The 25,706-nt window shown below is 65.6% G+C and carries 25 protein-coding genes; 13 read left to right on the top strand and 12 right to left on the bottom strand.

Annotated elements, in window-relative coordinates; genetic code table 11:
* Positions 1-7 precede the first annotated feature (7 nt).
* From A5625_RS16970 to A5625_RS16960, 3 genes are read right to left on the bottom strand one after another with little or no spacing between them, the layout of a single operon-like run.
* A complete protein-coding gene (locus tag A5625_RS16970) occupies positions 8-1,072 on the bottom strand; it encodes a hypothetical protein (RefSeq protein ID WP_066996193.1) in 1,065 nt (354 codons plus the stop codon).
* Positions 1,073-1,087: 15 nt separating this feature from the next.
* Entirely contained in the window at positions 1,088-2,221 is a 1,134-nt protein-coding gene (locus A5625_RS16965) for a sulfotransferase (protein ID WP_066996190.1), read from the bottom strand.
* 34 nt (positions 2,222-2,255) lie between these two features.
* Positions 2,256-3,131 (bottom strand): SDR family NAD(P)-dependent oxidoreductase, encoded by an 876-nt coding sequence (locus tag A5625_RS16960; RefSeq protein WP_066996273.1) that lies wholly within the window; start codon positions 3,129-3,131, stop codon positions 2,256-2,258.
* A 138-nt stretch (positions 3,132-3,269) separates the two neighbouring features.
* Between A5625_RS16960 and A5625_RS16955 the strand changes: the two genes are divergently transcribed.
* Entirely contained in the window at positions 3,270-4,235 is a 966-nt protein-coding gene (locus tag A5625_RS16955; RefSeq protein WP_066996187.1) for a LysR family transcriptional regulator, read from the top strand.
* Between the two features lie 37 nt (positions 4,236-4,272).
* Positions 4,273-4,743 carry an SRPBCC family protein gene (locus A5625_RS16950; protein WP_066996186.1) on the top strand — a complete coding sequence of 157 codons (471 nt, stop codon included), beginning with the start codon at positions 4,273-4,275 and terminating at the stop codon, positions 4,741-4,743.
* Here the strand turns inward: A5625_RS16950 and A5625_RS16945 are convergent, their stop codons facing one another.
* Positions 4,744-5,304, bottom strand: coding sequence for a pyridoxamine 5'-phosphate oxidase family protein (locus A5625_RS16945; RefSeq protein WP_066996184.1), 561 nt, complete (start codon positions 5,302-5,304; stop codon positions 4,744-4,746).
* A 166-nt stretch (positions 5,305-5,470) separates the two neighbouring features.
* On the opposite strand from A5625_RS16945, the gene A5625_RS16940 reads away from it, so the two are divergent.
* The 4 genes from A5625_RS16940 to A5625_RS16925 all read left to right on the top strand — a co-directional run bounded on the left by A5625_RS16940 (position 5,471) and on the right by A5625_RS16925 (position 10,079).
* Positions 5,471-6,085, top strand: a complete 615-nt coding sequence (locus A5625_RS16940; RefSeq protein ID WP_066996269.1) for a TetR/AcrR family transcriptional regulator — start codon at positions 5,471-5,473, stop codon at positions 6,083-6,085.
* Between the two features lie 68 nt (positions 6,086-6,153).
* The gene (locus A5625_RS16935) at positions 6,154-6,669 is read left to right on the top strand and encodes a DUF417 family protein (RefSeq protein ID WP_066996182.1); all 516 of its coding nucleotides are present in this window, start codon (positions 6,154-6,156) and stop codon (positions 6,667-6,669) included.
* Between the two features lie 36 nt (positions 6,670-6,705).
* Positions 6,706-8,505, top strand: coding sequence for an NAD(P)/FAD-dependent oxidoreductase (locus A5625_RS16930; RefSeq protein WP_066996179.1), 1,800 nt, complete (start codon positions 6,706-6,708; stop codon positions 8,503-8,505).
* Positions 8,502-10,079, top strand: coding sequence for an NAD(P)/FAD-dependent oxidoreductase (locus A5625_RS16925; protein ID WP_066996176.1), 1,578 nt, complete (start codon positions 8,502-8,504; stop codon positions 10,077-10,079). The genes A5625_RS16930 and A5625_RS16925 overlap by 4 nt, the downstream gene beginning before the upstream one ends.
* Positions 10,080-10,096: 17 nt before the next feature.
* On the opposite strand, the gene A5625_RS16920 is transcribed toward A5625_RS16925, so the two are convergent.
* Positions 10,097-11,497 (bottom strand): DUF2252 domain-containing protein, encoded by a 1,401-nt coding sequence (locus A5625_RS16920; protein WP_066996173.1) that lies wholly within the window; start codon positions 11,495-11,497, stop codon positions 10,097-10,099.
* Between the two features lie 153 nt (positions 11,498-11,650).
* On the opposite strand from A5625_RS16920, the gene A5625_RS16915 reads away from it, so the two are divergent.
* Positions 11,651-12,715 carry a sulfate ABC transporter substrate-binding protein gene (locus tag A5625_RS16915; protein ID WP_156748303.1) on the top strand — a complete coding sequence of 355 codons (1,065 nt, stop codon included), beginning with the start codon at positions 11,651-11,653 and terminating at the stop codon, positions 12,713-12,715.
* 18 nt (positions 12,716-12,733) lie between these two features.
* The gene (locus tag A5625_RS16910; RefSeq protein ID WP_082984436.1) at positions 12,734-14,509 is read left to right on the top strand and encodes a SulP family inorganic anion transporter; all 1,776 of its coding nucleotides are present in this window, start codon (positions 12,734-12,736) and stop codon (positions 14,507-14,509) included.
* On the opposite strand, the gene A5625_RS16905 is transcribed toward A5625_RS16910, so the two are convergent.
* The 5 genes from A5625_RS16905 to A5625_RS16885 form a co-directional block, all read right to left on the bottom strand.
* Entirely contained in the window at positions 14,506-15,342 is an 837-nt protein-coding gene (locus A5625_RS16905) for an SDR family oxidoreductase (RefSeq protein WP_082984435.1), read from the bottom strand. The genes A5625_RS16910 and A5625_RS16905 overlap by 4 nt on opposite strands.
* Before the next feature lie 63 nt (positions 15,343-15,405).
* A complete protein-coding gene (locus A5625_RS16900) occupies positions 15,406-16,710 on the bottom strand; it encodes a sodium:proton exchanger (RefSeq protein ID WP_066996162.1) in 1,305 nt (434 codons plus the stop codon).
* A gap of 232 nt (positions 16,711-16,942) precedes the next feature.
* Positions 16,943-17,761 carry an SDR family NAD(P)-dependent oxidoreductase gene (locus tag A5625_RS16895; protein WP_066996159.1) on the bottom strand — a complete coding sequence of 273 codons (819 nt, stop codon included), beginning with the start codon at positions 17,759-17,761 and terminating at the stop codon, positions 16,943-16,945.
* On the bottom strand, positions 17,762-18,175 hold the full coding sequence (locus A5625_RS16890; RefSeq protein WP_066996157.1) for a nuclear transport factor 2 family protein: 414 nt from the start codon (positions 18,173-18,175) through the stop codon (positions 17,762-17,764).
* Positions 18,172-19,215: a zinc-binding dehydrogenase gene (locus A5625_RS16885; protein WP_066996154.1), complete on the bottom strand. Its 1,044-nt coding sequence runs from the start codon at positions 19,213-19,215 to the stop codon at positions 18,172-18,174. Before A5625_RS16885 ends, A5625_RS16890 begins: the two co-directional genes overlap by 4 nt.
* 124 nt (positions 19,216-19,339) lie before the next feature.
* On the opposite strand from A5625_RS16885, the gene A5625_RS16880 reads away from it, so the two are divergent.
* The 3 genes from A5625_RS16880 to A5625_RS16870 all read left to right on the top strand — a co-directional run bounded on the left by A5625_RS16880 (position 19,340) and on the right by A5625_RS16870 (position 22,516).
* Positions 19,340-20,206: a helix-turn-helix domain-containing protein gene (locus A5625_RS16880; protein ID WP_066996151.1), complete on the top strand. Its 867-nt coding sequence runs from the start codon at positions 19,340-19,342 to the stop codon at positions 20,204-20,206.
* Between the two features lie 96 nt (positions 20,207-20,302).
* Positions 20,303-21,691: an MmgE/PrpD family protein gene (locus tag A5625_RS16875; RefSeq protein ID WP_066996148.1), complete on the top strand. Its 1,389-nt coding sequence runs from the start codon at positions 20,303-20,305 to the stop codon at positions 21,689-21,691.
* 60 nt (positions 21,692-21,751) lie between these two features.
* Entirely contained in the window at positions 21,752-22,516 is a 765-nt protein-coding gene (locus A5625_RS16870; protein ID WP_066996263.1) for a DUF2127 domain-containing protein, read from the top strand.
* A 19-nt stretch (positions 22,517-22,535) separates the two neighbouring features.
* Here the strand turns inward: A5625_RS16870 and A5625_RS16865 are convergent, their stop codons facing one another.
* Positions 22,536-23,153: a PaaI family thioesterase gene (locus A5625_RS16865; protein WP_066996145.1), complete on the bottom strand. Its 618-nt coding sequence runs from the start codon at positions 23,151-23,153 to the stop codon at positions 22,536-22,538.
* Positions 23,154-23,244: 91 nt separating this feature from the next.
* Here A5625_RS16865 and A5625_RS16860 point away from each other — a divergent pair, with 91 nt between their 5' ends.
* On the top strand, positions 23,245-24,090 hold the full coding sequence (locus A5625_RS16860; RefSeq protein WP_066996260.1) for an SDR family oxidoreductase: 846 nt from the start codon (positions 23,245-23,247) through the stop codon (positions 24,088-24,090).
* Between the two features lie 383 nt (positions 24,091-24,473).
* Complete coding sequence (locus A5625_RS16855) at positions 24,474-25,085, top strand: bifunctional 2-polyprenyl-6-hydroxyphenol methylase/3-demethylubiquinol 3-O-methyltransferase UbiG (RefSeq protein ID WP_066996142.1); 612 nt, start codon at positions 24,474-24,476, stop codon at positions 25,083-25,085.
* Here A5625_RS16855 and A5625_RS16850 read toward each other — a convergent pair.
* Entirely contained in the window at positions 25,020-25,610 is a 591-nt protein-coding gene (locus A5625_RS16850) for a CGNR zinc finger domain-containing protein (protein WP_066996258.1), read from the bottom strand. The genes A5625_RS16855 and A5625_RS16850 overlap by 66 nt on opposite strands.
* Between the last annotated feature and the right edge of the window lie 96 nt (positions 25,611-25,706).

Raw genomic sequence — 25,706 nt, 5'->3', positions numbered from 1 at the left:
GTTCCTTTCAGTCGCGCGCGATCTTGTCGAGCGGGTTGGAGCGTTCCAGCATGCCGTAGGCCACTTCGCCGTCCCAGGTATAGCGCACGCCGGCTTGCTGCACGGCGGGGAACTGGGCCATCTCCTGTTTGAGGGCGTTCATGGAGTACATGTCGTCGTTGTGATTGATGTCGTGAGTGGAAAAGACTGTTACGCCGTCGATTTCGACGCGGCCGTCGGCGGCCTCCAGCACCAGCGGCACCTGTTCGCCCAGCGCGCGCAGCCGTGTCAGCCACGGCGCATGCACCGCCCGGGCCGGGACCAGGCCGCCGTCACCGGTGAAGATGAATCCCTCGTTGAAGGTGGGCTGGCCATCGGAGCGCGGTGGATAGGCGATATAGCCGAACGCGCGGCCACTGCCGAACACGGCCGACTGCCAGCAGTGCCCCCAGAAGCCGGCGAGCCTGCGGACGCCGGTGCGACGAATGCGCAACCCGCTGCCGGTGAACGTGTGCCGCTGGTCGGCTACCCGGAATTCGCCGGCGGCGGTGAACAATTGCTCGTAACGCGGGCCGCCCATGATGGCGCCGACGGAGGTGGTTTTGAGCTGGGTGTCGGCATCGCGCTGCAATGCGCCCTGAATCCACGGGGGTACCGCCATCTTCGCTTCGACGTGGAAGCTGATGTCGACCGTCGGGCCGTCTTTCTTGCCCTCGACCAAATCGGTGGACGAGGTCTCTACAGCCGGTCCGGCATAGGACATGGTCCAGGTGTCGAACGGCTCGATGCACTCAAACGCCAGGCCGCCGGCACCGAGCACGGTGGGCCGCCCGCCGGCACCGCGGGTGGGCAGCGACGGCCCGTTGGCGCGCAGTCGGTAGACGCGACCGTCAGGAAAGGCGGCATTGACCTGAATGTCGTGGGAATCCCAATTGGCGCCCACCGCCTCGATTCCGATGCGCGGCAACCCGATCGCGCCACGGTCATCGACAACCCAGAAGCTCACCGAGTCACGCATCTCCGGATCTTCGGGGCGTTGCGCCAGCACGTACTCGCGGGATGCGTCGATGCCGCCGGTGAGGTCAACAGCCATTGCTCTGGTCACTCCTTAGCTTCTGTGCGCCGTCCACCGCCGGGCGCTGTCCACATAACGTGCGAACCGGGGCCGCACCTCGTCGAGGTCGATGCCGAATTCCACCGGGTCGGCGTGTGTACTCGGCTCGCGCTCCGCGGCGGCATGCTCCCACCAACTTTGCATCCGCGCCTCGAACTCCGCACCCACCGGGGCGCCCAGCCAGGTGTACAAGCCGACGACCTCGCCGATCGGGTCGGCCTGCATGGCGCGAAAGTCGATGTCGTAGAACCGATCTTCTGCACCATCGGCACGGAAGCGCAGCGCCCGCTGCATCCCCAGCGACCAGTGTTCGACGTTGAGCCTACCGATGTACCGGCGGTCGATTTCGCTGTTGAACGATCCGATGATGTCGGCATACAGATCGGCCACCGACAACAGCACGTCGGTGGGATCGCGATGGGTCATCACGAAGCGCGCGTCGGGGAACACCGCGTTCAGGGCGTCGAGCCACAAGACGTGTGACGGGCATTTGAGCCGCCACGGCCGCACCGGCTCACCCCACTGCAGTAGCTGCATCACCCGACGCTGATATCGGAAGGTGGAGGTGAGGTCTGCGTGCTGCACCAACCACGCTGAGTATGAGGGTATTTCGGCGAATGACTGAAAAATGTGCGATTTGAAATCGAGCGCCATCAGCTCGTGGCACTCCATCGGGCCATGAGTGTCGGCTGGGACGTGATAGCGCGTGCCGACCATCTCACCCCTGTCGGGCGGCACCCGCGGGTCTACGCCGCGCACCGTCGAGGGTGGCGGACAGGGTTGTGAAGACTCCCATCGCCGCAGGTATCGCACATCGGGATCCTGCGCCAGCAGCATCGACAGCGCGGTGGATCCGGTCCGGGGCAAGCCCAGGCCCACCAATGGTGCCCGGATGGGCACATCGGCGATTTCCGGGTGTCGTTGAAACCAATCCTCGACCTGGAGTCGGTGCGCGAGATACCCCACGATTCGTTGATGCAGAAAGGCTTCGCCGGGCTCGTTCAGGTGCGCCTCGTCACGCAATGCGGCCAGCAGAACATCCAGGCCCTCGGTGAAAGAGGCGTCGCCGAAGTCGGTCAGGCCGGTCTGCGTGGTGGCCTCACCCATCACGCCATCAGTGGTCAGCACGGCATCTCCCTGATGAAAGTTGCTGGGGCAGTGGTCAACCCATCCACTGGCCGCCGGCGACGTCAATGGTCTGCCCGCACATGTAGTCGGCCGCCTCGGAGGCCAGGAAGGCGACCATGTTGGCGGCCTCCTCGGGCAACGACGCGCGCCCGAGCTGGACCTGGTGGGTGATCGCTTCCTGGATGGCGCCGCGGCCGGCGCGCTGCCTGTCGTCCTGGGGATCGAGCAGGTACTGGCGCATCTCCGGTTTGATCATGATGCCCGGTGCCACGCCCAGCACGTTGACACCGCGCGGTGCGACCTCGTGGGCGAGGTTTCGGGTGAAGCCGATGACTCCGGCCTTGCACGCGTTGTAGACCACCAGGCCGCGCTGCTGAATGCGGCCGCCGACCGATCCGATGTTGATGATCTTGCCGGAGCCCTGGGCAAGCATGTGCTGCAGTGCGGCGTGCGCGCCGTACATCATCATCGTCAGGCTGCCCAGCACGGTGTAGTCGATTTCTTCCTTCGTCTGCAGCTCGAACGGGCCCGCGGCGACCATCACCGGGTTGTTCACCATGATGTCGAGCCCACCGAGTTCGCCGTGCGCGTGCGCGACCGCGTCGTGCACCTGGTCCCAGTCGGACATGTCGGCTTTGACGGGAATGGCGCGTACTCCCCAGCGCTGCTCGACTTCTTTCGCGCGGCGTTGCACCTTCTCGAGGGTCCGGCCGATGAGCGCCACCTCCGCGCCGCAGCCGGCCAGCCGGTTGGCGATCGCCTGCCCCAGGCCGTCGCCGCCGGCCCCGGTGACGAAGGCCTTCTTGCCGGACAGGTTCATCAGCTCGGTCACCCGCTTGCCGATGATGTGCTCGGGCAAGCGATCCAATCCGAGCAGTTGCGCCCAGTCCCGCTCGTCTTGAACCGTCATCGTCACCCCTTCGTGCCAGACCGGGACGGCATCGCCACCGCCACCTGGCTGACGATATGGCGGCATCGGGGCCAGCAGGTAATACCAATTCGGGAAAACAGTCATGCCGAATTTGTATGGCTGGTAGTTGTGGGAGCAATGGACACCCACCGGCTGAAGTATTTCCTGCGGATTGCCGAAGAAGGCTCGATCACGCGGGCGGCCACCGCGCTCGGGATCGCACAACCGGCACTGAGCCGCCAGGTGCGCCTGCTCGAAGACGACCTGGGCATCACGCTGTTCCACCGCACCCGCCGCGGCGTGCAACTCACCGAGGAGGGCGAGCGGTTGCGCTCCTCGACGGCCGCGCCGTTGCGTCAACTCGAGCTTGCGGTGCAGTACGCCGGATCGCCGTTGGCGCGCATCGAACGTGGCCTGCTGTTCGGGATGCTGCCCAGCACCGCAGGCGTGCTCGCGGCGCCGCTGTTGGCCAGCCTGAGCGCCGCGTTTCCCAACGTGCATTTTCACGTCGCCGTCGCCGACACCGACGAGTTGGTGCAACGCATGCTCAACGGCGCGATCGACCTCGCGGTCATCAATCCCGTACCGGACGACCGGTTGTTCTACCGCCCCCTGTTGGTCGAGGACCTCGTTGTCGTCGGAGGTCGTGCGTGCGACCTGTCGCCGGACCGGCCGATCCGGTTCGTGGAGTTGGCCGAGTTACCGCTGATCATGCCCAGCGCACCGACCGGTATCCGAAACACGTTGGAGAACACCGCTTTGCGCCTCAGGGTCGCCATCGTCACCCGCTTTTCAACCGACTCCCTCGAGGCATCCAAGCAACTTGTCGAAGCGGGGCTCGGATACGCGGTGATGCCGCCGGCCGCATGTGCACCCGAGGTCGAGGCGGGACGACTGCGTCACACCACGGTGTACGAACCCGAGATCCACCACCATCTAGGCGTGGCCGCCAGCTCAGCGCTGGAGGTGCCCCGCGAATTCGCGACGAAGATCGGCATCGTGTTGCGTGAAGAGGTCGCCCGGCTCACCAAATCGGGCTTCTGGCCGGCGCGGTTCGTACCGTCGCCGGTGTGGGATCCGAACATTCCGGATCCGCAGACCTAGACCGGATTACGCTGCCGGGTAGCGGAAAGGAGAGATCATGACTGTCACCGTTGTCGACCGTGGGCCCCGCCAGGTGAGCCGCCGGGTTGAAGTGGCCGCCCCGGCCGCGGAACTGTATGCCATAGTCGCCGATCCGCGGCGGCATCACGAACTGGATGGGTCCGGCACGGTGCGCGACAACATCACCATGCCCGCGCAACTCCTTGAGGGCTCGAAATTCTCGACGCACATGAAGATGTTCGGCTTGCCGTACCGCATCACCAGCACGGTCACCGCGTTGAAGCCCAACGAAGTGGTCGAATGGCAGCACCCGCTGGGCCACCGCTGGCGATGGGAATTCGAGCAGCTATCTCCGACCCTGACCCAAGTGACGGAGACGTTCGACTACCGCGACGCCGGCGAACTCAAGAACAAAGTGAAGTACTACGAGCGGATGGGCTTCGCAAAGGCGAATGGGAAGGGCATCGAAGCGACGCTGGCCAAGCTGCGCGACCGCTACGCGGGGTGATCAGCCCGCCATCGGATCTGCTGCGTCCCAAGGCATTACGCCGGATACCCAGTGGCTGAGTTCTTGGGCCTGGTCGTTGCGGTGCAGATGGCGCGGCGGGGTGGCAAAGGTGGAATAGGGCCGGCAGCGGATGACGACGCGGTTCTCGCGTTCGCACATCGCTTGGATGTGCGGCCGGGCCTCGTCGCCGAGCGGTTGGCCGGACATCCGGCCGCCGACGGCCATCATCACGTCGACCGCCAGGTCCGGGTCTTGGTCGATGGTGGCATCGGCGTAGACCTGCAGATAGCTGAACGGCCACCGCTCGTCGAGCACGCACAGGCTCACCTTGCCGTCACGTTGGACGATGCGAGCCTTGCCGCGCCCGGCCATGGTGGAGACGAGCAATTCGCCGGCGTCGGTGGGGATGTAGTACACGATCGACATGGCCGGGCCGTCGTTGCGGCGACGGTAACCGAACACGCAGGTGCGATGTGTGCGGACGAACTCGCGTCGTTCGGAGGGAAGCATGTCGCGGTCGGTAGGCGCGGTGAAGGGTTCGGCCGCCAGGGGGAGAAGCATGGCGAATGTTCCTCGCTGTCATGGTAGTTGATCTTCCGGATATTTATGGATACAGTGTCTCCGTAATAGGGCGGGGTGTCAAGCGCGTCAGGAGAAGGCATTGAGTGAGGTGAATGACACCGGCCGGCCGCAGCAGCGCCGGACCCGTGGCCGCCCGGCCCTGCCGATCGAGCGCATCCTGGGCGCCGCCGTCGAACTCCTCGATGAACAGGGGCCCGACGCGCTGTCGATGCGCTCGTTGGCGCAGCGGCTGGAATCCGGCACTGCCACGCTGTATCGCCACTTCTCCAATCGATCCGAACTGGTCTCCCTGGTGATCGACGAAATCCTCGGAGAGGTCGACCTCGACGCGCAACAGCTTGCAGCGCTGCCGTGGCAACAAGCGTGTACCTTGTTCGCGCAGCACATGTTCGACGCGTTGAGCCGGCACGGCAACGTCGCGCCGCTGTTGATCGAGTACACCCCGATGGGGCCGAATGCATTGGCCAATCGCGAGCGGTGCCTGGCCGTCCTCCTCGACAACGGCTTCGGCCCAGAGATCGCGGCCCACGCGTACGCGACGCTGGCCCGTTACGTTTTGGGCTTTGCGATACAACTCTCCGGAGCAACGGCAGAAGGCGGTCAACACGACGCGCAACTTGCGGCCGCATTTCACCGACTCGACCCGTCGCGCTTTCCCGCGACGCTCGCTGTCGCCGACGACCTGCCGGTCCCGTTGGCGGACGAGTTCGCGTTCGGGTTGCGGCTCATCGTCGCCGGACTCGAGCGATTGCGGAAGTGAACGCTATCGCACTCTGAACCGTGGGTTGGGTGGATGCCCGCGCTTCAGCCCGGAAAGGACATCGCCCGATGATCGACGCTCTAGCCATTTATGCGGGGCCGCCGCTGGCCCGGTGGGGCCAATTCTTCAGCCGCTACGGCCTGGTCGTAGTCCTGGCGTGGATCGGATTTGGCAAGTACGTGAAGATGGAATCCCGTGTGCTCATCCAGCACAGCCCGTTGATGAGCTGGGTTTACGACGTATTCAGCTTCACGTTCGTCGCGCGTGCCCTTGGATCGATGGAAATCATCGCCGCCCTTCTCATCGCGCTACGGCCGCTGTGGTCGCGGCTCTCGGCCGCGGGCAGCGCACTGGCGGTGGTGCTGTTCTTGGGTACGCTGAGTTTTCTGTTCACCACGCCCGGGGTGATCGTCACGCACGCCCACGGGCTTCCGGTGCTCTCAGGGATGCCCGGCCAATTTCTGCTCAAAGACCTGGTATTGCTTGGCGTCTCGTTGTGGACGTTGGGCGAATCACTGACGGCTCGGGTGGCCGCGGATAATGAGGTTCCCTTCGGCAACTCCGTGGCCCAATCCAGCGATTGACTATAAGGTCGAGGCCACGGAGAGGAACCCGAGGCCGTGACCGAAACCGTTGGCCAGGCGCTTGACGTCGACGCGCTGCGACGCAAGTACGCCGAAGAACGCGCGCGCCGCCTGCGTGCGGACGGCATTGCCCAGTACGTGGAGATGGCCGGCGTGTTCGCCCGATTCGCCGAAGACCCCTGGGTGAACGGTGACCTTGCCCGTGAACCCCGCACCGACGACGTCGTTGTCGCCGTCATCGGCGCCGGATTCGGTGGACTGTTGACCGGTGCACGGCTCCGTCAGCACGGCGTCGAAAGCGTGCGCCTGATCGATCGGGCGGCCGACGTCGGCGGCACCTGGTACTGGAACCGCTACCCCGGAATCGCCTGTGACGTCGAGTCGTACGTGTACATGCCGCTGCTCGAGGAGCTTGGTTACACGCCAACCGCAAAATACGCCAAGGGTCCCGAGATCTTTGCGCACTGCCGGCGCATCGCCGAGCACTACGACCTCTACCGCGATGCCTGCTTGCGGACCGAGGTACGCGAAATCCGTTGGGACTCCGGCGAGTCACGCTGGATCATCCGTACTGACCGGGGCGACGAAATGCGCGCCACGTTTGTCTCCATGGCCAACGGCTATCAAGCCAAGCCCAAGCTGCCGGGCATCGACGGGCTCGGCGCCTTCCGCGGGCATGCGTTCCACACCAGCCGCTGGGACTACGGCTACACCGGGGAGGGGTTGCAGAACCTGGCCGACAAGCGCGTCGGCATCATCGGAACCGGCGCCACGGCCATTCAGTGTGTACCGCACCTCGCCGCCGCGGCCCAGCGGCTCTACGTCTTTCAGCGCACCCCGTCCTCGGTGGATGTGCGGGCCAATACCGCAACGGATCCGCAGTGGGCCAGCACATTACAGCCGGGTTGGCAACGCGAGCGGATACAGAATTTTCAGATCCTCACTGCCGGAGGCCAAGCCGATCAGGATCTGGTTGCCGACGCCTGGACGAGTATCACCCGCAAGCTTCCTGTCATGCGCCATGACGGAGACGGCTCCGTCGATCCCGAACAACGTGGCCGCGACATCGAACTCGCCGACTTCGTCAAAATGGAGGAGATCCGGGCGCGTGTCGACGCGATCGTCACCGATCCCGCTACCGCCGAAGCACTCAAACCGTGGTACGGATACTTCTGCAAAAGGCCCTGCTTCCACGACGAGTATCTGAAAACGTTCAACCGCGGCAACGTCACCCTGGTGGACACCCAGGGCCGCGGCGTGCAGCGCATCACCGAATCCGGTGTGGTGGTCGACGACGTGACGTACGAACTCGACTGCCTGATCTTCGCGACGGGCTTCGAGGTGGGCACCGACTATTGCCGACGCAGCGGATTCGAATTGATCGGCCGTGACGGCGTGACCCTAACTGAACACTGGGGTGACGGCGTGCGCACCTTCCAAGGCTTGTGCACCACCGGATTTCCGAACTGCTTCATCGAAAGCATCGCGCAGGCCGGCCTGACGGTGAACTTCCCCTACCTGCTGGACGTGCAGGCAAGCCACGTCGCCTGGATCATCGCGAGGGCACTCGCCGAAGGCATCACCGAGATCGAAGCGACGGCCGCCGCCGAAGCCGCCTGGGTCGACACGGTGGTGGCCAGATCCGTCGCGAGCGCCGAGCGCGCCAAGACGTGTACGCCCGGTTACTACAACCGCGAGGGGAAGGCCGACGCCAAGACCCGACAGGGCAGCCTCTTCTTCGGCGCACCAACCGAATACGCGGACATCCTGCAGCAGTGGCGCGCCGACGCCGACCTGGAAGGGCTGTCGATCCGCCGCCCGCAGGACCGCTCATGACAAGCCGAAAAGCTCGATCGCTCTACGCTATTGGGCGGATGCGAGCCGCGACACGGCGTCGGCGCGGACCGAAGGTGGCGATCATCGGTGCCGGCTTCGGTGGTCTGGGTGTGGCCGTGGCGTTACGCCGCGCGGGCATCGACGACTTGGTGATCATCGAAGGCGACGACGGTGTCGGCGGTACCTGGCGGCGCAACACCTATCCCGGCGCCGCCTGCGATATCCAGAGCCACCTCTACTCGTTTTCCTTTGCCCCCAACACGTCCTGGAGCCGGACCTACGCGCGGCAGCCCGAAATACTGGCCTACCTCGAGTCCGTCGCCGACGATTTCGATCTGCGTCGCCATCTCATGCTCGACACCACCGTGCGCTCGCTGCACTGGAATTCGCGGAGCGGCGGGTGGGATTGTCAGTTGGAGCGTGACGGGCAATCGGACACCCTGGCCGCTGACGTCGTGGTGTGCGCGGCCGGGCTGTTCGGGTCGGCCAAGCTGCCCGATATCGACGGCCTGACCGACTTCACCGGCGCGCTGCTGCACACCGCGCAGTGGGACCACGACCTCGATGTGACCGGACGCCGGGTTGCGGTGATCGGTACCGGCGCCAGCGGAGTGCAGGTGGTGCCCGAATTGGCGAAGACCGCCGGACACGTCACCGTCTTCCAGCGCACCCCGCCCTGGATGGTGCCCAAGGACGATCGCCCGTACAGCACAACCGAACTGGTCCGCTTCAAACGCAGCCCCCTCGCGCTGCGCCAAACCCGCTGGCAGATCTGGAAGTTCCAGCACGACAACACCGCGACCTTCGCCGACGACCCGGTGGTGACGGCACGCACCCAGATCGCGACGTCGTTTCTGGCCCGCACCGTCGACGACGAGCCGTTGCGCCAGGCGCTGACGCCGGACTATCCGTTCCGTTGTAAGCGGGTGCTGCTGGGTGACGACTATTACCGGGCGTTGCAGCGCGACAACGTCGAGTTGGTCACCGACCCGATCGCTCGCATCGGCAAGACGTCGGTGACCACCGCCTCGGGCGCACAGGTCGATGTCGATGTGATCGTGCTGGCCACCGGTTTCGAGACGTCTCGCTACCTGTCCGGAATCGAAGTCGTCGGCGACGGTGGGCGCCGACTGCACGAGCACTGGGGCGACGACCCGTCCGCCTACCTGGGGGTCGCGGTCAGCGGCTTCCCCAATTTCTTCATGCTCTATGGCCCCAACACCAACCAGGGCGGCAACTCCATCGTCTACATCCTCGAGGCTGGGGCGCGACTGGTCGCCAGCGCAGTGAGCCGCCTGGCGCGCCATGGCGGACACCTCGACGTGCGGCCTGAGGCCGAAAAGCGATACAACGACGCGCTTTCCGCGGACCTGGAGCGCACCATCTGGACGCAGTGCGACAGCTACTTCCGATCACCCTCCGGCCGAATCGTCACCCAATGGCCCTACACCGAGCTGGAGTACGCGCGCCGGACCTGGCGGTTACGGACCAAAGACTGGCTGCATCGCACGGGCGGTCGAGAATCAGCACAGGCCGAAATCGTGCGCCCCGCAGATCAACTCACCGGCGGCTAGCTCGGATAAACCCACGCTCAACGTGCGGGGTCGGCGGCGACCTCGATATCACCGGCCGCTGCCGCGGCACGCAACTGGTGAAAGTCGTCAAGTGATTTGTCGGCGTAGGCATAGGACCACTCGGCCACCGCGTCGTGCACGGCGCTACTGGTGCCGACATATCCCCGCAGGATTGACGCGTTCGCACTCTGCGCGTGCGCGCGGGCCAGCAGCACCGCACAGGCAAGGACATATTCGGAGAAGACCGAGGCCGACATGCCTTCGGTGTCGATACTGCCTTTCATGTCGTGGAACTGTCGGACGTAGTAGTCGCGGCTGTCCTTGCGGGTGGTCCCCAGGAACACGTCCGACATCGCCTGCAGGATCCGCTGACCGTCGACTACGCGCACTCCTTGGCCCTTGGCGTCGACCGCCGCGGTGAGGGTGTCCGGCTGCGGCCAACCGCCGTATTCGTCGAGCACCGATCGAGTGGCCTCTTTGATCTGCATGATCAACGGTGTTCCGTTGGGGCCGACCAGGATGACCAGATAGCACCGGGTGCCGACGCTGCCGACGCCGACGACCCGCAGTGCGAGGTCGGTGACGCGAAAGTGCGACAGCAGCAATGCCACGTCGGCCGGGACCGCGGCCAGATATTCCTGAACCGACTCGATCAAGGAAGCTTCGATGTCCTCCTCGATGTGCTGCAGGACGGGAGGTGCCTCACGCAGCCGCGGGGTTCCGTCTGCGTCAATTTCCATGATCTGCTTGAAGACTCGCTCTGACGTTCGGGTGCGCGCCCGCGATATCGTTTTCTCGATCACCGTCTGCAGGCCCTTGGACACCTTGCCGGTGTAGTGCTCGGGTTCCACCCGTAGGTAGTAGCGGTCCAAAACGTTCATTTCCTCGAGCATTGCCTCGAGGCCGGTTTGATAGCCAGTCAACGCCTCTTCGACACAGCGGCGGATGGCCCTGTCCCGATATCCAGCGTGACGGCCACCGACGATCGCGCTGGTGATCAAGCGTTTCACGTCCCACTCCGCGGGCGCGACGGCGGCCTCATCGAAGTCGTTCAGGTCAAAGACGATCGAGCGGTGGGGAGCGGCGTACAGGCCGAAATTCGATATGTGCGCGTCGCCGCAGCACATGACTTCGATCCCGCTGGACGGGCTCGCGGCGAGGTCGGCAGCCATGACCGCCGCCGAACCCCGGTAGAAGGAGAACGGGTCGGCCAGCATGCGCGCGAACCGGAGCGGGACGAGTTCACTTAGCCGCTGTGCGTTTTGGGCGACGAGAATTTCGGTCGCTGTTCGGGCGGATGGTGTCAACCGCGCAAGAGACCGCCGGGGGGCGGTCTTGCGCAGCGCCCGCCCGCGGGCCAGATCCTCGCTCGGAACCTCGATGTCGATCAGGCGATCGCGCAACGCCCGTTGCGGCATTTGACCAGCATAGTCACCGCCGCGGGTATTTACGTCAGAGTGATTCTCATGGCTGTCGTCGAGTGGCCCGATCGTTAACATTCTTAAAAATGTTTGGTGCCACACGGGGCTGTTTGGCACATCACATGGTCGGTGATGGAAGGTGTGGTTGGCGTGGTGAAATTGCGGCCGCCCGATCCGGGCCGCCGGTCGTTACGCCTTCCTTGGCTCAGCATCCTCGGCGTTCTCGCCATCGTCGTCGCAGCGACCGCGATCGTGATCAAGAACCTGCCGGCGGCAGGTTCCAACGAAATCCTCAACGTCTCCTACGACCCGACGCGCGAACTGTATGCGGCGCTGGACAAGCAATTTGTCGCTGAACATCACGCAACCACGCTGACCATCAAGGAGTCTCACGGCGGCTCGGGGCGGCAGCTACGCAGCGTGCTGGACGGCAGCCAAAAAGCCAACGTCGTGTCGCTCGCGCTGATCAGCGACATCGACACACTCAGCAAGCGGGGCCTGATCGCCGGCAACTGGCAACAGCGACTCCCGAACGGCTCGGTGCCATACACCTCGACCATCGTCTTCGTGGTCCGCAAGGGCAATCCGAAGGGGATTCACGACTGGCCCGACCTGGTCAACCCCGATGTGTCCGTGGTGTCGCCGAACCCACGGACGTCTGGCAACGGTCAACTGAGCGTGCTGGCGGCCTGGGGGGCGGTCACCACGCGCGGCGGCAGCCCGGCGCAGGCAACCGGCTACGTGAAGTCGCTCCTGCAGCACGTCACGGTTTCCGACGCCGGTGCCCGCAGCGCCGGAGACAACTTCGCGCTGGCCAAGATCGGCGACGTCCAGCTGACATGGGAGAACGAGGCGCTGCGCGAGGTTGCCGCGAACAAGGACGAACTAGAGCTCGTCTACCCACCGGTGAGCATCCTCGCGCAGCCAGCAGTGGCCTGGGTCGATGCGAACCTCACCGATCCCACCACCGCGGCCCATGCCAAGGCCTATCTCGAGTACCTGTTCACCGATGCCGCCCAAGAACTGGTGGCGCACTTCGGGTATCGACCCTTCAAGCCGGCGATCCTGGCCAAGCACGCCGACCGGCTACCCCCTGTCGCGTTGTTCCCGATCACCGCCATCGCAAAGGACTGGAGCGACGCGCGGGAACAGTTCTTCGGCGCCAACGGAATCCTGGACACCATCTCGGCGCCTGGCGCGGCGTCGGGCGCTTAGCGGAAAGACATCGAAAACGTGGCTGTGCGTGTGCATTACGACCTGGTGAAGGGCCGCCATGATGTGATCGCCGGTCTGACCGTCGCCGCCATTTCGTTTCCCCAGGCGATGGCGTACGCGTTGATCGCCGGTGTAGACCCGAGGTTCGGCGTGTATTCGGCAATCGTCGTGACCATTGTCGCCTCGATCTTCGGGTCGTCCTCACATCTGATCAACGGACCGACGAGCGCCATCTCGTTACTGGTTTTCACAGCGCTGGCCTTCATCGACTCGGAGAATTCCAAGGAACTCTTCGAGGCACTTTTCCTGCTGGCCGTACTCGTTGGCGCATTCCAGATCGTGATCAGCTTGTTCAAGCTCGGCAATCTCACCCGATACATTTCCGAGTCGGTCATCATCGGCTTCATGGCGGCGGCGGCATTTCTGCTCGCCATCGGACAGTTGGGCAACGCGCTGGGTGTGCGCGACAAGGGCAACGGCCACATGCAGGTGCTGCGCCGCGTGTGGCTCACCCTGACCCATGGCGATCACATCAATTACCGCGCACTGACTTTGAGTGTGGCGGCGGTGATTCTGGCGGTGGTGTCGCGCAAGCTGGTGCAACGCTTCGGGTGGCCGCAGTTCGACATGCTCGCGGTGCTCATCATCACAGCACTCATCGCGTACGTCGCGGGATGGTCCACCCCGGGCGCAGGCGGCCACACCGCGGTGTCGGTGGCCGCCAAGATCCCGCGGAGCCTTCCGGGACCGCACGTCCCCGAGGTCCACACCGAGTGGCTGCCCCACCTGTCGACGGGTGCGCTGGCCATCGCCTTCGTCGGCATCATCGAGGCGCTGTCGATCGCCAAAGCCATTGCGTATCAAACTCAACAGCAGATCGACTACAACCGCCAGATCATGGCCGAAGGGCTGGCCAACCTGGCCGGCGGCTTCTTCCAGAGCCTGCCCGGCTCGGGTTCACTGTCCCGGTCGGCGATCAATTTCCAGTCCGGCGCCGCAACCCGGTTCTCCGGAATCGTCTCGGCCGCAACGGTTGCCGCGGCGCTGCTGTTGTTCGCCCCGCTGCTGCGCTATGTCCCGCAGCCGGCGCTGGCCGGGCTTCTGCTCGTCACGGCCGCGCGCCTGGTCGATTTCAAGCGCTTGATCTACACCCTCAAGGCGTCCCGCTACGACGCGGGGTTGGTGGTCGTCACCGCCGTCACCGGTATCGCCGTCGACCTCGACAAGTCGGTCCTGCTTGGCGTGATCCTGTCGATCCTGCTGTTCGTACCGCGGGCGGCCAAGCTGAAATCCAAAGAACTGGTCGTCACGCCCGAACGGGTTGTCCGCGAACGCATTCCGGGCGACTCGGTGGATCCTTCGATCGTCATCTATGACCTCGAAGGCGAGTTGTTCTTCGGCGCCGCACCGGAACTGGACCGGTATCTGGCTGGGATCAGCGGGCGAATCTCGGACGGCCAGGTGGCATTCGTGGTGTTGCGGCTCAAGCGGGTTCGTCATCCCGACGTGGTCTGCATCGAGCGCATCGAGCATTTCCTACGGGAGACGGCCGAGCGGGGCGTCACCGTACTGCTCGCCGGGGTGCGCCCCGATACGCTCGGCGTCCTGCGCAATGTGGGATTCCACAACTGGTTTCCCGCCGAGCATGTCTTCCCCGAGGAGGACGAGGAATTCTCGGCAACCCTCAAGGCGGTGCGCTACGCCCACAACAAGCTGGCCGAGAAGAGAGTCAAGGAACCCTTTACCAGCACGCCCGAACTCGCCCCGCACGCCGAGCTGTATTACCTGGTCTAGCCGGCGGCAGCGGCCCGAGCCCGTTCGGCCATTGACGCGACCACGCCGCCGTCGTTGAGGATGTCGGTGCCGGTGAGGTATCCGGCTTTGTCGCTGGCGCAGAAGGCGAGCAGCTCGGCCATCTCTTCGGGCTTGCCCCACCGCGGGACCGCGGCATCGGCAACCATGGCGCCGGCGCCGGCCTGCTCTTCGAGCCTGCCCATCTCGGTGTCGATGGACCCCGGCGACACCGAGACGATACGCAATCCGCGCGCGTTGAACCGCTCCGCCTGCGACTGGCTGTACCACTTCACGAAGCTCTTGCTCAGTGCGTACGCCAGACCGGATCGCGCCTGCTCGGGAGCAATGTTGCACGCCGTCAGCATGGTGTCCATGAAGGCGTCGTCATCGTCCAGCGCCTGCGGAAACTGGCTTGTCGGAATCATTTCCGCGGGCAACAGGTGTGCCGCCATCGATGCCACATTGACGATCACCGCGCCCTCGCCGGCGACCGCGAAAAACTCCTCGTTGACGTTGAGGGTGCCGATGGCGTTGGTCCGCATGACGTAGTCGGCGGGACCCATGCTCGGGCTTACCCCCGCGGTGTGGATGACCGAGACCACCGTGCCGAGGTTATTTGCGGTGCCGAGTAGCCCTGCGACGGCTCGCCGGTCGGTGACGTCACAGTTGACGGCCGTGGCAGTGATCCCGAGATCTTGCAGAGTCGCGGCCGCGGCCGTCAACCGGTCCTGCCTTACGTCGCACAACACCACGGTGTGGTCGCGACCGACGATCTTCGCCGTGGCCAGGCCCATGCCACCCGCCCCGCCTGTGATCACCGACACTCGATTCATACCTGGACCGTATACGCAACGTGATGTCGAATCGGGGCGCGGGGCGACTTTGGCTATCGGGGGCTAGTGCGGGCTGATGGCGCCGGCGGGTTCGTGATGGATATGCCCGCTGTGCCGGATGGCCGTGCCGAAGAACGGCGCACGGAGGGCCGCAGCAACGTGGCGGCGATTGATGATCAGCGCGACGACGGCCACCGCGATGTAGACACCACAGAGCAGCAGCCGTCCCTGCGTGGTGAAGATCGGGAACTGCACGACGAACAAGCCGAGCAGCGTGCAGGCCGCGGCCCGGTTGAAACGCAGCGCCAGGATCAACGCCACCCCCATCATCGTTTGGGTTGCGGTGAGCAGCACTTCCTCCACCTGGCGGGGGTCGAGGTGCAGGGAGAACCCGCCGCCCCCCAGCAGATGGGCGATCGGCAGCGAGCCGATCAGCAGGGTCCACTGGTTGACCTTGGAGGAGATCAGCGTGGCGATGGCCGCCGTGCCCTTACCCCGGGTGGCGAAGATGGTCGCGATGATGAACTCCGGTGCTTCCGAGGCCAGCGGAGCCAGCCACTGCACCAGCAGGAAGCGGTTGATGCCCAGTTCGGTGCCCGCGGCGACCAGGTTGTCGGCGAAGGGTTTGGCGCACAGCAGGATCACCGCGCCCGACACCAGGAAGAGGCCGACGACGGCGACGCGCCGACGGCCGTCGGGCAGCTCGCCCAGCGCCGCGGCCGTACCTATCAGGTCAGGCTCCTCGACGTCGCCGTGGCTGATCTTGTAGAGATAGAAGCCGAACCAGGCCAGCAAAGCCAGCCCCAGTCCGAAATGGATCTGGCCGCTGGCCGGTATGACGAATGCGATGACGCCGGCGACCAACAGGAACCCGAGTTCGACGCGGTTTGCTGGCTCGAGCGTCAAACCGGTGCTCTTCGCCGAGCCGGACTTACGCGCGACCAGGATGCTCACCAGCACCACGACGGGCCAGCCCAGACCCATCAGCAACCGGTTGGATCCGGTCATGTTGGCCGCGGCGTATTGCGTGTAATCCGCGTTATGGCCGGACACGTAGGCGTAGTAAAGGTCGACGGCGTATTCGGGCAGCACCGCGATCAAGGCGAGCAATGCCGTCGCCAGCCCGCCGGACACGTCGATCTGGGCGGCCTCGGCGGCCCACGCCAGCAAGAAGCTGGCCGCCACCACCGCGGCTCCGAAGATCAGCAGGGCCGCTATCGCGCCGGTATGCAGGCCGGCGACCCGGACGACCACGGCCGGGACGACGAATGCGCCGGTGATCAGTCCCGAACGAGTCAGGGTGCGGCGCCGCGAGCGCGCCGTCGTCGAGCCCGCGGCTGCGGGCCTGTCTATGGCGAGCATCGTCATCCTTCGTAGGGGGTGGCGATCGGGGTTGCTTCGGCTCGGTGCCGTGAGGAGTGATTACCCAAGTTACCCGCGTTGCATGCGGTCAGCAACGAAGCGGGTGAGCGAAGATGGCGGCGCCGCTGACCCTATATTTGCTGACCAGGGGCCTGCTAACGACAAAGTTAGGGTGGCCTGATTTTGATCTTTGGCAAACCTCGCTGAGCTCTCTCCAGGTAGCGCAGCGAACAACCCGCTAATTGTCCGGGCCCATGGCCGCGGCGGCTGCCTGAGTGAAAAGTTCGACGGCCTGATTGCGGCTCAGCGACGCCAGCAGTTGCGCGGCGGCGCGCATGGTCTCTCCGACCATCAAGGTGGGGCCGTTGCCCAGGTTCTCGAACGCTTCGGCGATGACGTCGGAGACGGCCGCCGCGTCCGGCGGAACCTCGTCGGGGGAACCGAGAATGCCGCGGCTGTATTCGAGTGTTCGCAGTGCCGGCGTGTTGGTCTTGCCCAGGATCAGGCCCAACACGTCGACGCCCTTGTCGTGCAGTTCGGCCCACAGCGCCTCGGCGAAGACCATGTCGAACGCCTTTGAGGCGCCGTAAGCGACCATGTTGGGGCCGCCGGCCAGCCCGGCGCCGGAACCGAAAATGACGATGCCGCCGCTTCCTCGCCGCACCATCGTGGGCGCGAAATGGTGGCACAACTGCATGGGCACCATGCAGTTGCGCTGCACCATCGCTTCGGCGGCTTGGATCGAATTGGCAAGGAACGGCTTGAAATTCGGGTCGGCGCCCGCGCAGTACACCAGCATCCCGACGGTCAGGTCGTCGGTGGCGGCGGCAACCGCCGCAGCCGCACCGGGCTGCCCGAGATCGATTGCGACGGTGCGCGTTTGCACCGACGTCTTGGCTTCGATCTGCGCCGCCACCCGATCGAGAACGGCTTGCCGGCGGGCCAGCAGCACGACGTTGACGCCGCGCTCGGCGAGCCCTTCGGCGAACGCCGCACCCACGCCGTCGGATGCTCCGGCCACCAGTGCCCATGGCCCGTACTTCGTCGCGAAACTCATCTACCCGCCCCCCACCGTCGTGATGCGGACCTGGGTGTAGCGACGGCGGGCGATGCGCCACCCCGCCGGGGTGCGCACCATCTCGTCGTCGTAGAAACCGATGGCATTGACACCAGAGCTGTTGTCGCCGGTCATGATCAGGCCGTCGATGTAGGTGCGTGCCGTGGCGCGATCGCCGTCGACCGTGATGGCCTGGTTGGTCAGCCGGTGCAGCGTGTGCCCCGCCAGGGCATGCACCTGCTCCATGAAGTCTGCGACCGCGTCGACGCCGTTCCAGCTGCCGATCTCGCCGTAGTCCAGTGCGCAGTCGTCGGTGAACACAGTGCGGAAAAGCGGCCAGTCGCGCCGGTCGATGCCGGTGGCATAGCGCACCAGCAGCTCGGAAATGTCTTGCCGGTCATCTCGTTCGGTCACCGGATGTCTCCGTTCGGACGGACGACGATCCGGGGCGGACCGTCGGACCTGCGGGCCAGATCCAGGGCCTCGGGCACCTCGTCGAGGCCGATGATCTTGCCGACACTCGGCAGCGGGTCCAATCGACCCGCCGCGATGGCGTCGAGTGTGCCGTACCAGTCCTGCGGGTGCGGACCGCCGCCGAACTGAATCGTCACGCCCTGGCGGGTTGCGGTGGTGATGTCGAGAGTGTCGCCGGTGTACCAGCCGCCCGCACAGTAGATGCGGGTGCCCATTTCGGCGGATTCGACCAGCTTTTGTATCAGTCCGGGCGCACCCACGCATTCGAATACCACTGCGGGTCCGGGCAATCCGCGTTGCGCGCGAACCTCGTTGAACGCATCGAATGGGGACTTTTGGCTCGCGTCGACCAGAACGTGTGCCCCGAAGCGGTCACCGGCCAGCTGGAGCCGATCGGGTTTGTAGTCGCTGACGATGATGGGTTCGATGCCGCGTGCGGTCAGGGCGGCGACGGCCGAAAGCCCGATCGCTCCCGCGCCGATGACGATGGGGATCTCGCCCGGTTGCAGCCGAGCGGACCGCACATAGAACTCGCCGACGGCGAACGCGTCGGTCAGCGCGACGGCGTCGCTGGACACGTCACCGGGGACGGGTTTGGCCGCCACTTCCGAAACCACCAGCAGCTCACCGAAACTGCCCTGTGCTTCGGGATGCTGACCGATGATGCGCATCCCGCCGGCACCGCCGTCGATCAACCGGACCGGCATCGCCGTGACGCGGGTGCCGGCGGCGAACTGGTCGGTGCAGCCGGGTCCGTGCCCGATGACCTCGCCCACGAATTCGTGGCCGAGCACGATGTCGCGTTCGGTGTCATACAGGGAGCGGCCGGTCGGGTCGTCGACGGCAAGTTCGGGGTGGTCCATGAAGTGCACGTCGGACGCACAGATCGCGGTGCTCAACGTGCGCAGCAACAACTCGCCCGGCCCGGGCCGGGGGTCGGGTGTCTCGCGAACCTGTAACCGACCGTCTCGCAACACCACAGCGCGCAATAGGTTAACCTTCTCGAATAATCGATATAAAATCTCGAATGTTCGTCCAACTCTAAAAATGGCGCCGCAAAGGAGTCAAGCGATTCGCGGATCGACGTCAGCACCGACGGCCCGGGTGCTCGATGTTGTGGAGCTGCTGGCGCGCGCTCCAAACGCGCGGCTGCGCTTCTCCGACGTGGTGCGCGAGCTGGATCTGACCCAGGCGACCGCGCACGCAATCCTGAAGACGCTGTGCGACCGCGGATGGGCCAGCCGCGATCCGGTCGCCAAGACCTTCGCGCTCGGCCCCGCCCTCGCCGTGGTGGCCGCCCGCACGGACACCGCCCGGCCGCTGGCACATGCCGCGCGTTCGGCGGCGCTGCGACTCTCCCGCGAGGCCGGGTATGCATGTTCGGTGGTGGAGAAGTTCGGTGATTCCTTGGTGGTCACCGCCTTTGAGGGCGCACCTGCCACGCAGCCGTCGGGGATACCGGGGGATCGCATTCCCTACGCGCCACCCTTCGGCGTCGCCATGGCGGCCTGGGACACCGAGGAGGAGCAGCGCGCATGGATCCGGCGTGGCGCGGGTGACAACGCCGATCGCACCCAGCGCCTGCAGCAGGTGCTGGCACACACGCGAGACCGGGGATTCGACGTCGACTGGACCACACCGGCGCTCGCGCAGGCGGTGCAGGCGGTCGGCACCCTGGACAGCAGCGAGATGCCGACGCCGGTGCGTCACATCATGGACCAGTTGCTGGTCGAGTTCACCACCATCGGTTTTCTCTCCGACGACAACCCGGGCCGCCGAAAGCAACCCGTGGTGACCATCGCCGCACCGGTTTTCGAAAACCGGGGTCGCGTCGCGCTGATGGTGGCCGTACACCCGCTATGCGCGCTGAGCGCGCGGCAGATCCGGGACATCGGAAAGCACCTGACCGACGAGACGACCTCCCTCAGCGAATCGCAACCGCGGCCGGGCGCCATTGACACCGCCCTGTAGCGCATTTCAGAGACCAGACCCGGACGGAGGTCGTCGTGGGCTCGCGTCGGGGTAGCCTCGCCGGGGAGGCGAAAAGTGGTGGCACATAACTACGTTGTGGACGAGCTGGCCGAATTCGTGGTCGGTGCGCAGTCGGCGGATCTGACCGGACCGTCGCGCGCACTGTTGAGGCGCAACGTGCTCGACAGCATTGCATGCGCCGTCGGTGCATTGGACGGGCAGCTCATCGCGACCATCCGCGAGCACACCACCCAGTTCGGTGGCGCCGCGACGGCCACCCTGGTGGGCGGCGGGCGGGCATCGGTGGATCAAGCCGCGTTCTTCAACGCGGTGCTGGTGCGCTACCCCGACCTGCTCGACACCTTTCTGACCGTGGGCGGGCTTTGCCATCCCGCCGACAACCTCGGTGCGGTTTTGGCGGTGGCCGAGCACGTCGATGCCGGCGGCGCCGATTTCCTGCTGGCGCTGGCGGTTGCCTACGAGGTCCAATGTCGTTTCAGCGCAAAGGTTCCCGTCATGGCCCGTGGGCTCAACCATGCGCTGCAACTGTCGATGTCGGTTGCGGCGGGCAGCGCCAAGCTGCTGGGGCTGAGCGCCGAGCAGACTGCCAACGCCATCGCCGCCGCGGCCGCCGACAATGTGTCGCTGGCAACGGTGCACGCTGAACCGGTGTCGCACTGGAAGGGCATCTCGCCGGCGATCACCGGCATGCGCGCGGTCTACACGACGATGCTCGCCGCGCGCGGTGTCACCGGTCCCAAGTCGCTGTTCGAGGGCCCACATGGATTGATCCAGCTGTTCGATCAGCCCATCGATCTGCGCACCGCCGACCGGGGTCTGAACTGCGTCGAGCAGACCTACTTGAAGCAGTACTGCGCGCTCATTCATGGGCAGGTGGTGATCGATGCGGTGCTCGCCGTTCGCAGCGACAACGATCTGCGCGGTCGGGATGTTGCGCGGGTGATCCTCGAGGTTTTCCAAGGCGCCTATGACTTCGCCGGCGGCGGCGCGTATGGCGACAAGGGGCATCCGATCACCAAGGAGCAGGCCGACTACAACCTGAAGTACTTGACGGCGGTCGCGCTACTCGATGGCGGGGTCGGACCCGAACAGCTGGAAAACGAACGGGTTTCGCGAGGCGACGTCCAGGACCTGTTGTCGCGGGTGGAGGTTCGACCAGCAGCCGACCTGACCGCGGACTATCCGGAACGCACGGCGGCGCGGGTGCACGTGATTACCAACGACGGGCGCCAGTTCAGCCGCGAGCAGTCGGACTACGAGGGGTCACCCACCCGCCCGATGTCCTGGGAACGCGTGGTGGACAAATTCGGCTGGCTTGCCGAACCCTTCTGCGACGAGCCGCTGCGTGACGAGATCGTCGCCGCGGTCGCACGGCTCGACGAGATCCCGGTCGCCGAACTCACCCGACTTCTCGGATCGGTGTCGTCCACCGCGCTTCGTCCGCGCGGTAAGCCGCGCTTCTGACGCGCTTCTGACGTGCGCGCCCCCTTGCGCGGCCGGCCTGCCGCCATGAATGATCCGGCCATGGCCAAAGAACACCGCCACAATCGGTGGGAGTTGGTGACCTGCGCTGTCGCTGGGCACGTCACCTATGCACCCGACGACCAGTCACTCGCCGAGCGGCTGAGCGGCACCACCGGGCTGGGTGAGGTCTGGCGCTGCCTGCGGTGCGGCGAATACACCGTCGGCGCGCCGCACGGACGTGGCCGTGCCGAAGACGCGCCGATGATTATGCGCGGCAAGGCTTTACGGCAAGCCATCATCATTCGCATCCTGGCGGTGGAACGTCTGCTGCGGGCGGTGGTGATCGCGCTGGCCGCCTACGCGGTGTGGAAGTTCCGCGGAGCGCGCGGCGCCATCCAGGCCACGCTCGATCGGGACCTGCCGATCTTTCGCACCGCCGGCTTCAAGGTCGACCAGATGACCATCGTGCACGAACTGGAAAAAGCGTTGGCCGCCAAGCCGTCCACCCTGGCGCTGCTGACCCTGATGCTGGCCGGCTACGCGCTGATCGAAGTCATCGAAGGGGTGGGCCTATGGCTGCTGAAACGCTGGGGCGAATACTTCGCGGTGATAGCCACCTCGGTCTTCTTGCCGCTGGAAATCCACGATCTGGCCAAGGGCATCACCATGACCCGCGTGGTGACGTTCACCATCAACATAGCTGCGGTGGTCTACCTACTGATATCGAAACGGCTGTTCGGGCTGCGGGGCGGACGCAAGGCCTACGACGAGGAACGACGCGGCGAGCAGCTGCTCGACGTCGAGAAGGCCGCGGCAGGGACGTGACCCGCTCCCAGGGGCGCAGTCAGTTATCCGCGACCGGCTTGGGGTGGATGAAAATGCCCTCGGCTTCCACGGTGACGCCGTCCTCGTCGGCCAGGTGGCCGACGGCGAAGATCTTGACCCCGTCAATGCGCTCGACATGCGCCTGCGCACGTAACGGCCGCCCCAGCGCGGTGGGGCGTCGATAGCGCAGCGTCAGAGTGCCGGTATACGCGGGCCGATCAGGCTGATGCGCGGTCGCGCCCAGTACATGATCGAGCACCAGAGCGCACACGCCACCGTGCACCGTGCCTGGCGGGCCTTCGTAAGCGGCACCGAGTACGAACTCCGACCACACCAATCCGTCCGGATCGTGATGGATGACCAGCGGCGGTGCGACCGGGTTGCGCAGACCAACCACGGCATTGCCCCACGCGACGGTCTGGCCGTCCGGGGCGCGGTGCACGCCGAACGGGCCGGGCAGCAACGCCTCGCTCAACTCGTCTGCCGCACCGTCGATTTTGGCTATCGCCGCCGCCACCGCCGTGGGGCCGGCTTCGCTGCGGATGCTGATGTCGAGGAGTCGGCGGACCGATTCGGCCAGCGGTGCGTACACCGACTCGAGCTGGCTGAAATCAATGCAGGGCGATGGGTCAGGCATGCTGGCAACTTAACAGTGCGTCCATCCAGTGGGCCGCGCCAGTCGCGGCAGTCGGTCCCCACGGCATACTGCCCTGGGAATGGAGGAGTCAATGGGGACGTATGCGATTACCGGTTCGGCTTCCGGGATGGGCCGCGAGACCGCCCAGCGCCTTCGCGACAACGGGCACACGATCATCGGTGTCGACATCAAAGATGCCGATATCGTCGCCGACTTGTCGACACCCGACGGGCGTAAAGAAGCTGCCGACCGCGTTCTGGCGGCTTCGGAGAACAGACTTGACGGCGCCGTGCTGGCCGCCGGTCTCGGCCCCAGCCGCGGCCGTGATCGCGTGCGCCAGATCGCCGCGGTCAATTACTTCGGGGTCGTCGAACTGCTCGAGGCGTGGCGCGCAGCGCTGGCCACCGCCGAACGCGCGAAGGTTGTTGTGATTGCCAGCAATTCGACGACGACGGTGCCCGCGGTGCCGCGCCGGGCCGTAAAAGCCCTGCTTGCCCACGATGCCGACAAGGCGCTGCGAGTGGTCCGGCTATTGGGCCCGGCAGCGCCGACCATGATGTACGGGGCTTCCAAAATCGCGGTGAGCCGCTGGGTGCGGCGACACGCGGTGCTGCCGGAATGGGCCGGGTCGGGCGTGCGCCTGAACGCCCTTTCTCCGGGCGCCATCATGACACCGCTTCTGCAAGAACAGTTGTCAGACCCACGGCAGGCCAAGGCCGTCCGGTCGTTTCCCGTCCCGGTAGGAGGTTTCGGTGCCGCCGGGCAGATGGCCGACTGGATCTGCTTCATGCTGTCCGATGCCGCCGACTTCCTTTGCGGCAGCATAGTATTCGTCGACGGTGGAACCGACGCGTATTTTCGGCCGGACGATTGGCCCAAGGCGCTACCGGCACGTCGGGTGCCCGGTTATCTGCGCCGGTTCAAGGGATTTCACTAAACCGGTCGGTTAAGGCCAGGGGCTACCGACGGGGCCCGGGTTGCGTGGCGTGGCTTTCGTTCTGCCAGCGGTGTGCCGTACACCACAAACTCGCTTTTCGCCACGTTTACCCCGGCGCGGCACCGACGTAAAACGGCTGCGGTGCAATTGGATGAGTCGGCGCATCAGCCGAAAGAACAAAGGAACATACTGTGGCCACACTTCCGGCCTGGGTCAGCCAGGCTCCCGCCACTTTCGACCTGGTCGCGCCGCTGAAGTCGCGCGCCTTCCACGTATTACACGCGGTGCTCAGAAGCAATCGGCGCTCAGCCGACGCAGGTCCGCGCCTGATGTCCAGGGGCGTCGAGCGCTGCTGACGGGTCGGTCGGGCAGACTGGTCGACGGTGGATGACTACACGACGCCCGACGACTATTGGAACCACAACACCGCCTATCACCGTTGGCTGGTCGACATCGCCTCCCGGCACCGCGGCGACGTCCTGGACGTCGGATGCGGGGAGGGGCTGCTGGCCGCGCGGTTAGCCGAGGTGTCACGCAGCGTCGTGGGGATCGATGCCGACCCCCGATCGGTACGGCGCGCATCGGAGCGATTGCAGCCGTTCGGCAACGCCACGGTGCGGTTGCTGCGTTTCGAGGACGTCGAGCAGGCCGGACGTTCCTTCGACCTCATCACCTTCGTCGCCAGCCTGCATCATCTGCCGCTGCGCGACACAATGCGGAAGGCACGCCAAATGCTTCGTCCCGCAGGGCAATTAACGGTTGTCGGGCTGTCGGCTAACAAAAGCATCGCCGACTGGCTGTGGGCCGGCCTGTGTACACCGGCGGCGCGCGCCGGGTCGCTGCTGCACCGGGAAACCCGCAACATCGGAGTGGCCGTCGCCGATCCGCGCGAAAGCCTGGCCGAAATCCGGCAGGCAACCGCAGACGTCCTACCGGGGGCCCGCATCCGACGGGGCCTGTACTACCGGTACCGCCTGCTCTGGCAAAACGCCTGACTCCGCCGCCCGATCTCGTTCGCGCCGGCGCGCCCGGGAGGCCCGCAGATTGATGGCGTTGCCGCATGTTTTGACGTCATGCCAGACGCCGCTGTTGTTCTTCGAGCGGTCGTAGAACGTCGCCCCGCAGCGGTGGTTGTGGCATTGCTTGATCCGCCGCCAAGTGCCGGCCTGCTGGCTCAACAAGATCTCGCCCCACAGCGCCGAAGCCAGCCAACGCCAACCCCTGCCGCTGGGGTCCAGCCGCACCTCGCCGGCATCGGTCAGCGTGAAAGACGCGACAACAGCACCGGCGCCCCGCGCGCTCGACGGTTCGCCGGACAGCAGCTGCTCGACGGTGGTCCGCAAGGCGCGCAGCTTGACCAGATCCGCGCCGGCGAGCTCCGGCGGCTGCAGATCGACGCCACGCGCCGACGACCACACTCGCACCGCGCTCGCCGCCCAATCGCCGGCGAGCCGGACGTCGGCCAACAGATCCGGGCCATAACCCCTGATGGCCCTGGTGTTGAGGAAGTCCTGGACCAAGCCCAAGCCGCCGGGCGCGGCGGCGCACCCGTATCGCTGTGACGCAGTCCACGACATAGACATAACCAAATAGTAGTTGACTATGTCGAGCCGGTC

The organism is Mycobacterium sp. 1465703.0, assembly GCF_001672975.1.
Lineage (GTDB): Bacteria > Actinomycetota > Actinomycetes > Mycobacteriales > Mycobacteriaceae > Mycobacterium.
This window is presented reverse-complemented; position numbering and strand designations above follow the sequence as displayed.

Excerpts from the sequence above, each read along its gene's own strand:
- A5625_RS16955 (WP_066996187.1), top strand. The coding sequence starts at position 3,270 with ATGGACACCCACCGGCTGAAGTATTTCCTGCGGATTGCCGAAGAAGGC.
- A5625_RS16905 (WP_082984435.1), bottom strand. The coding sequence starts at position 15,342 with ATGAATCGAGTGTCGGTGATCACAGGCGGGGCGGGTGGCATGGGCCTG.
- A5625_RS16950 (WP_066996186.1), top strand. The coding sequence starts at position 4,273 with ATGACTGTCACCGTTGTCGACCGTGGGCCCCGCCAGGTGAGCCGCCGG.
- A5625_RS16970 (WP_066996193.1), bottom strand. The coding sequence starts at position 1,072 with ATGGCTGTTGACCTCACCGGCGGCATCGACGCATCCCGCGAGTACGTG.
- A5625_RS16945 (WP_066996184.1), bottom strand. The coding sequence starts at position 5,304 with ATGCTTCTCCCCCTGGCGGCCGAACCCTTCACCGCGCCTACCGACCGC.
- A5625_RS16900 (WP_066996162.1), bottom strand. The coding sequence starts at position 16,710 with ATGACGATGCTCGCCATAGACAGGCCCGCAGCCGCGGGCTCGACGACG.
- A5625_RS16920 (WP_066996173.1), bottom strand. The coding sequence starts at position 11,497 with ATGCCGCAACGGGCGTTGCGCGATCGCCTGATCGACATCGAGGTTCCG.
- A5625_RS16925 (WP_066996176.1), top strand. The coding sequence starts at position 8,502 with ATGACAAGCCGAAAAGCTCGATCGCTCTACGCTATTGGGCGGATGCGA.
- A5625_RS16960 (WP_066996273.1), bottom strand. The coding sequence starts at position 3,131 with ATGACGGTTCAAGACGAGCGGGACTGGGCGCAACTGCTCGGATTGGAT.
- A5625_RS16895 (WP_066996159.1), bottom strand. The coding sequence starts at position 17,761 with ATGAGTTTCGCGACGAAGTACGGGCCATGGGCACTGGTGGCCGGAGCA.
- A5625_RS16870 (WP_066996263.1), top strand. The coding sequence starts at position 21,752 with ATGGCCAAAGAACACCGCCACAATCGGTGGGAGTTGGTGACCTGCGCT.
- A5625_RS16865 (WP_066996145.1), bottom strand. The coding sequence starts at position 23,153 with ATGCCTGACCCATCGCCCTGCATTGATTTCAGCCAGCTCGAGTCGGTG.
- A5625_RS16935 (WP_066996182.1), top strand. The coding sequence starts at position 6,154 with ATGATCGACGCTCTAGCCATTTATGCGGGGCCGCCGCTGGCCCGGTGG.
- A5625_RS16860 (WP_066996260.1), top strand. The coding sequence starts at position 23,245 with ATGGGGACGTATGCGATTACCGGTTCGGCTTCCGGGATGGGCCGCGAG.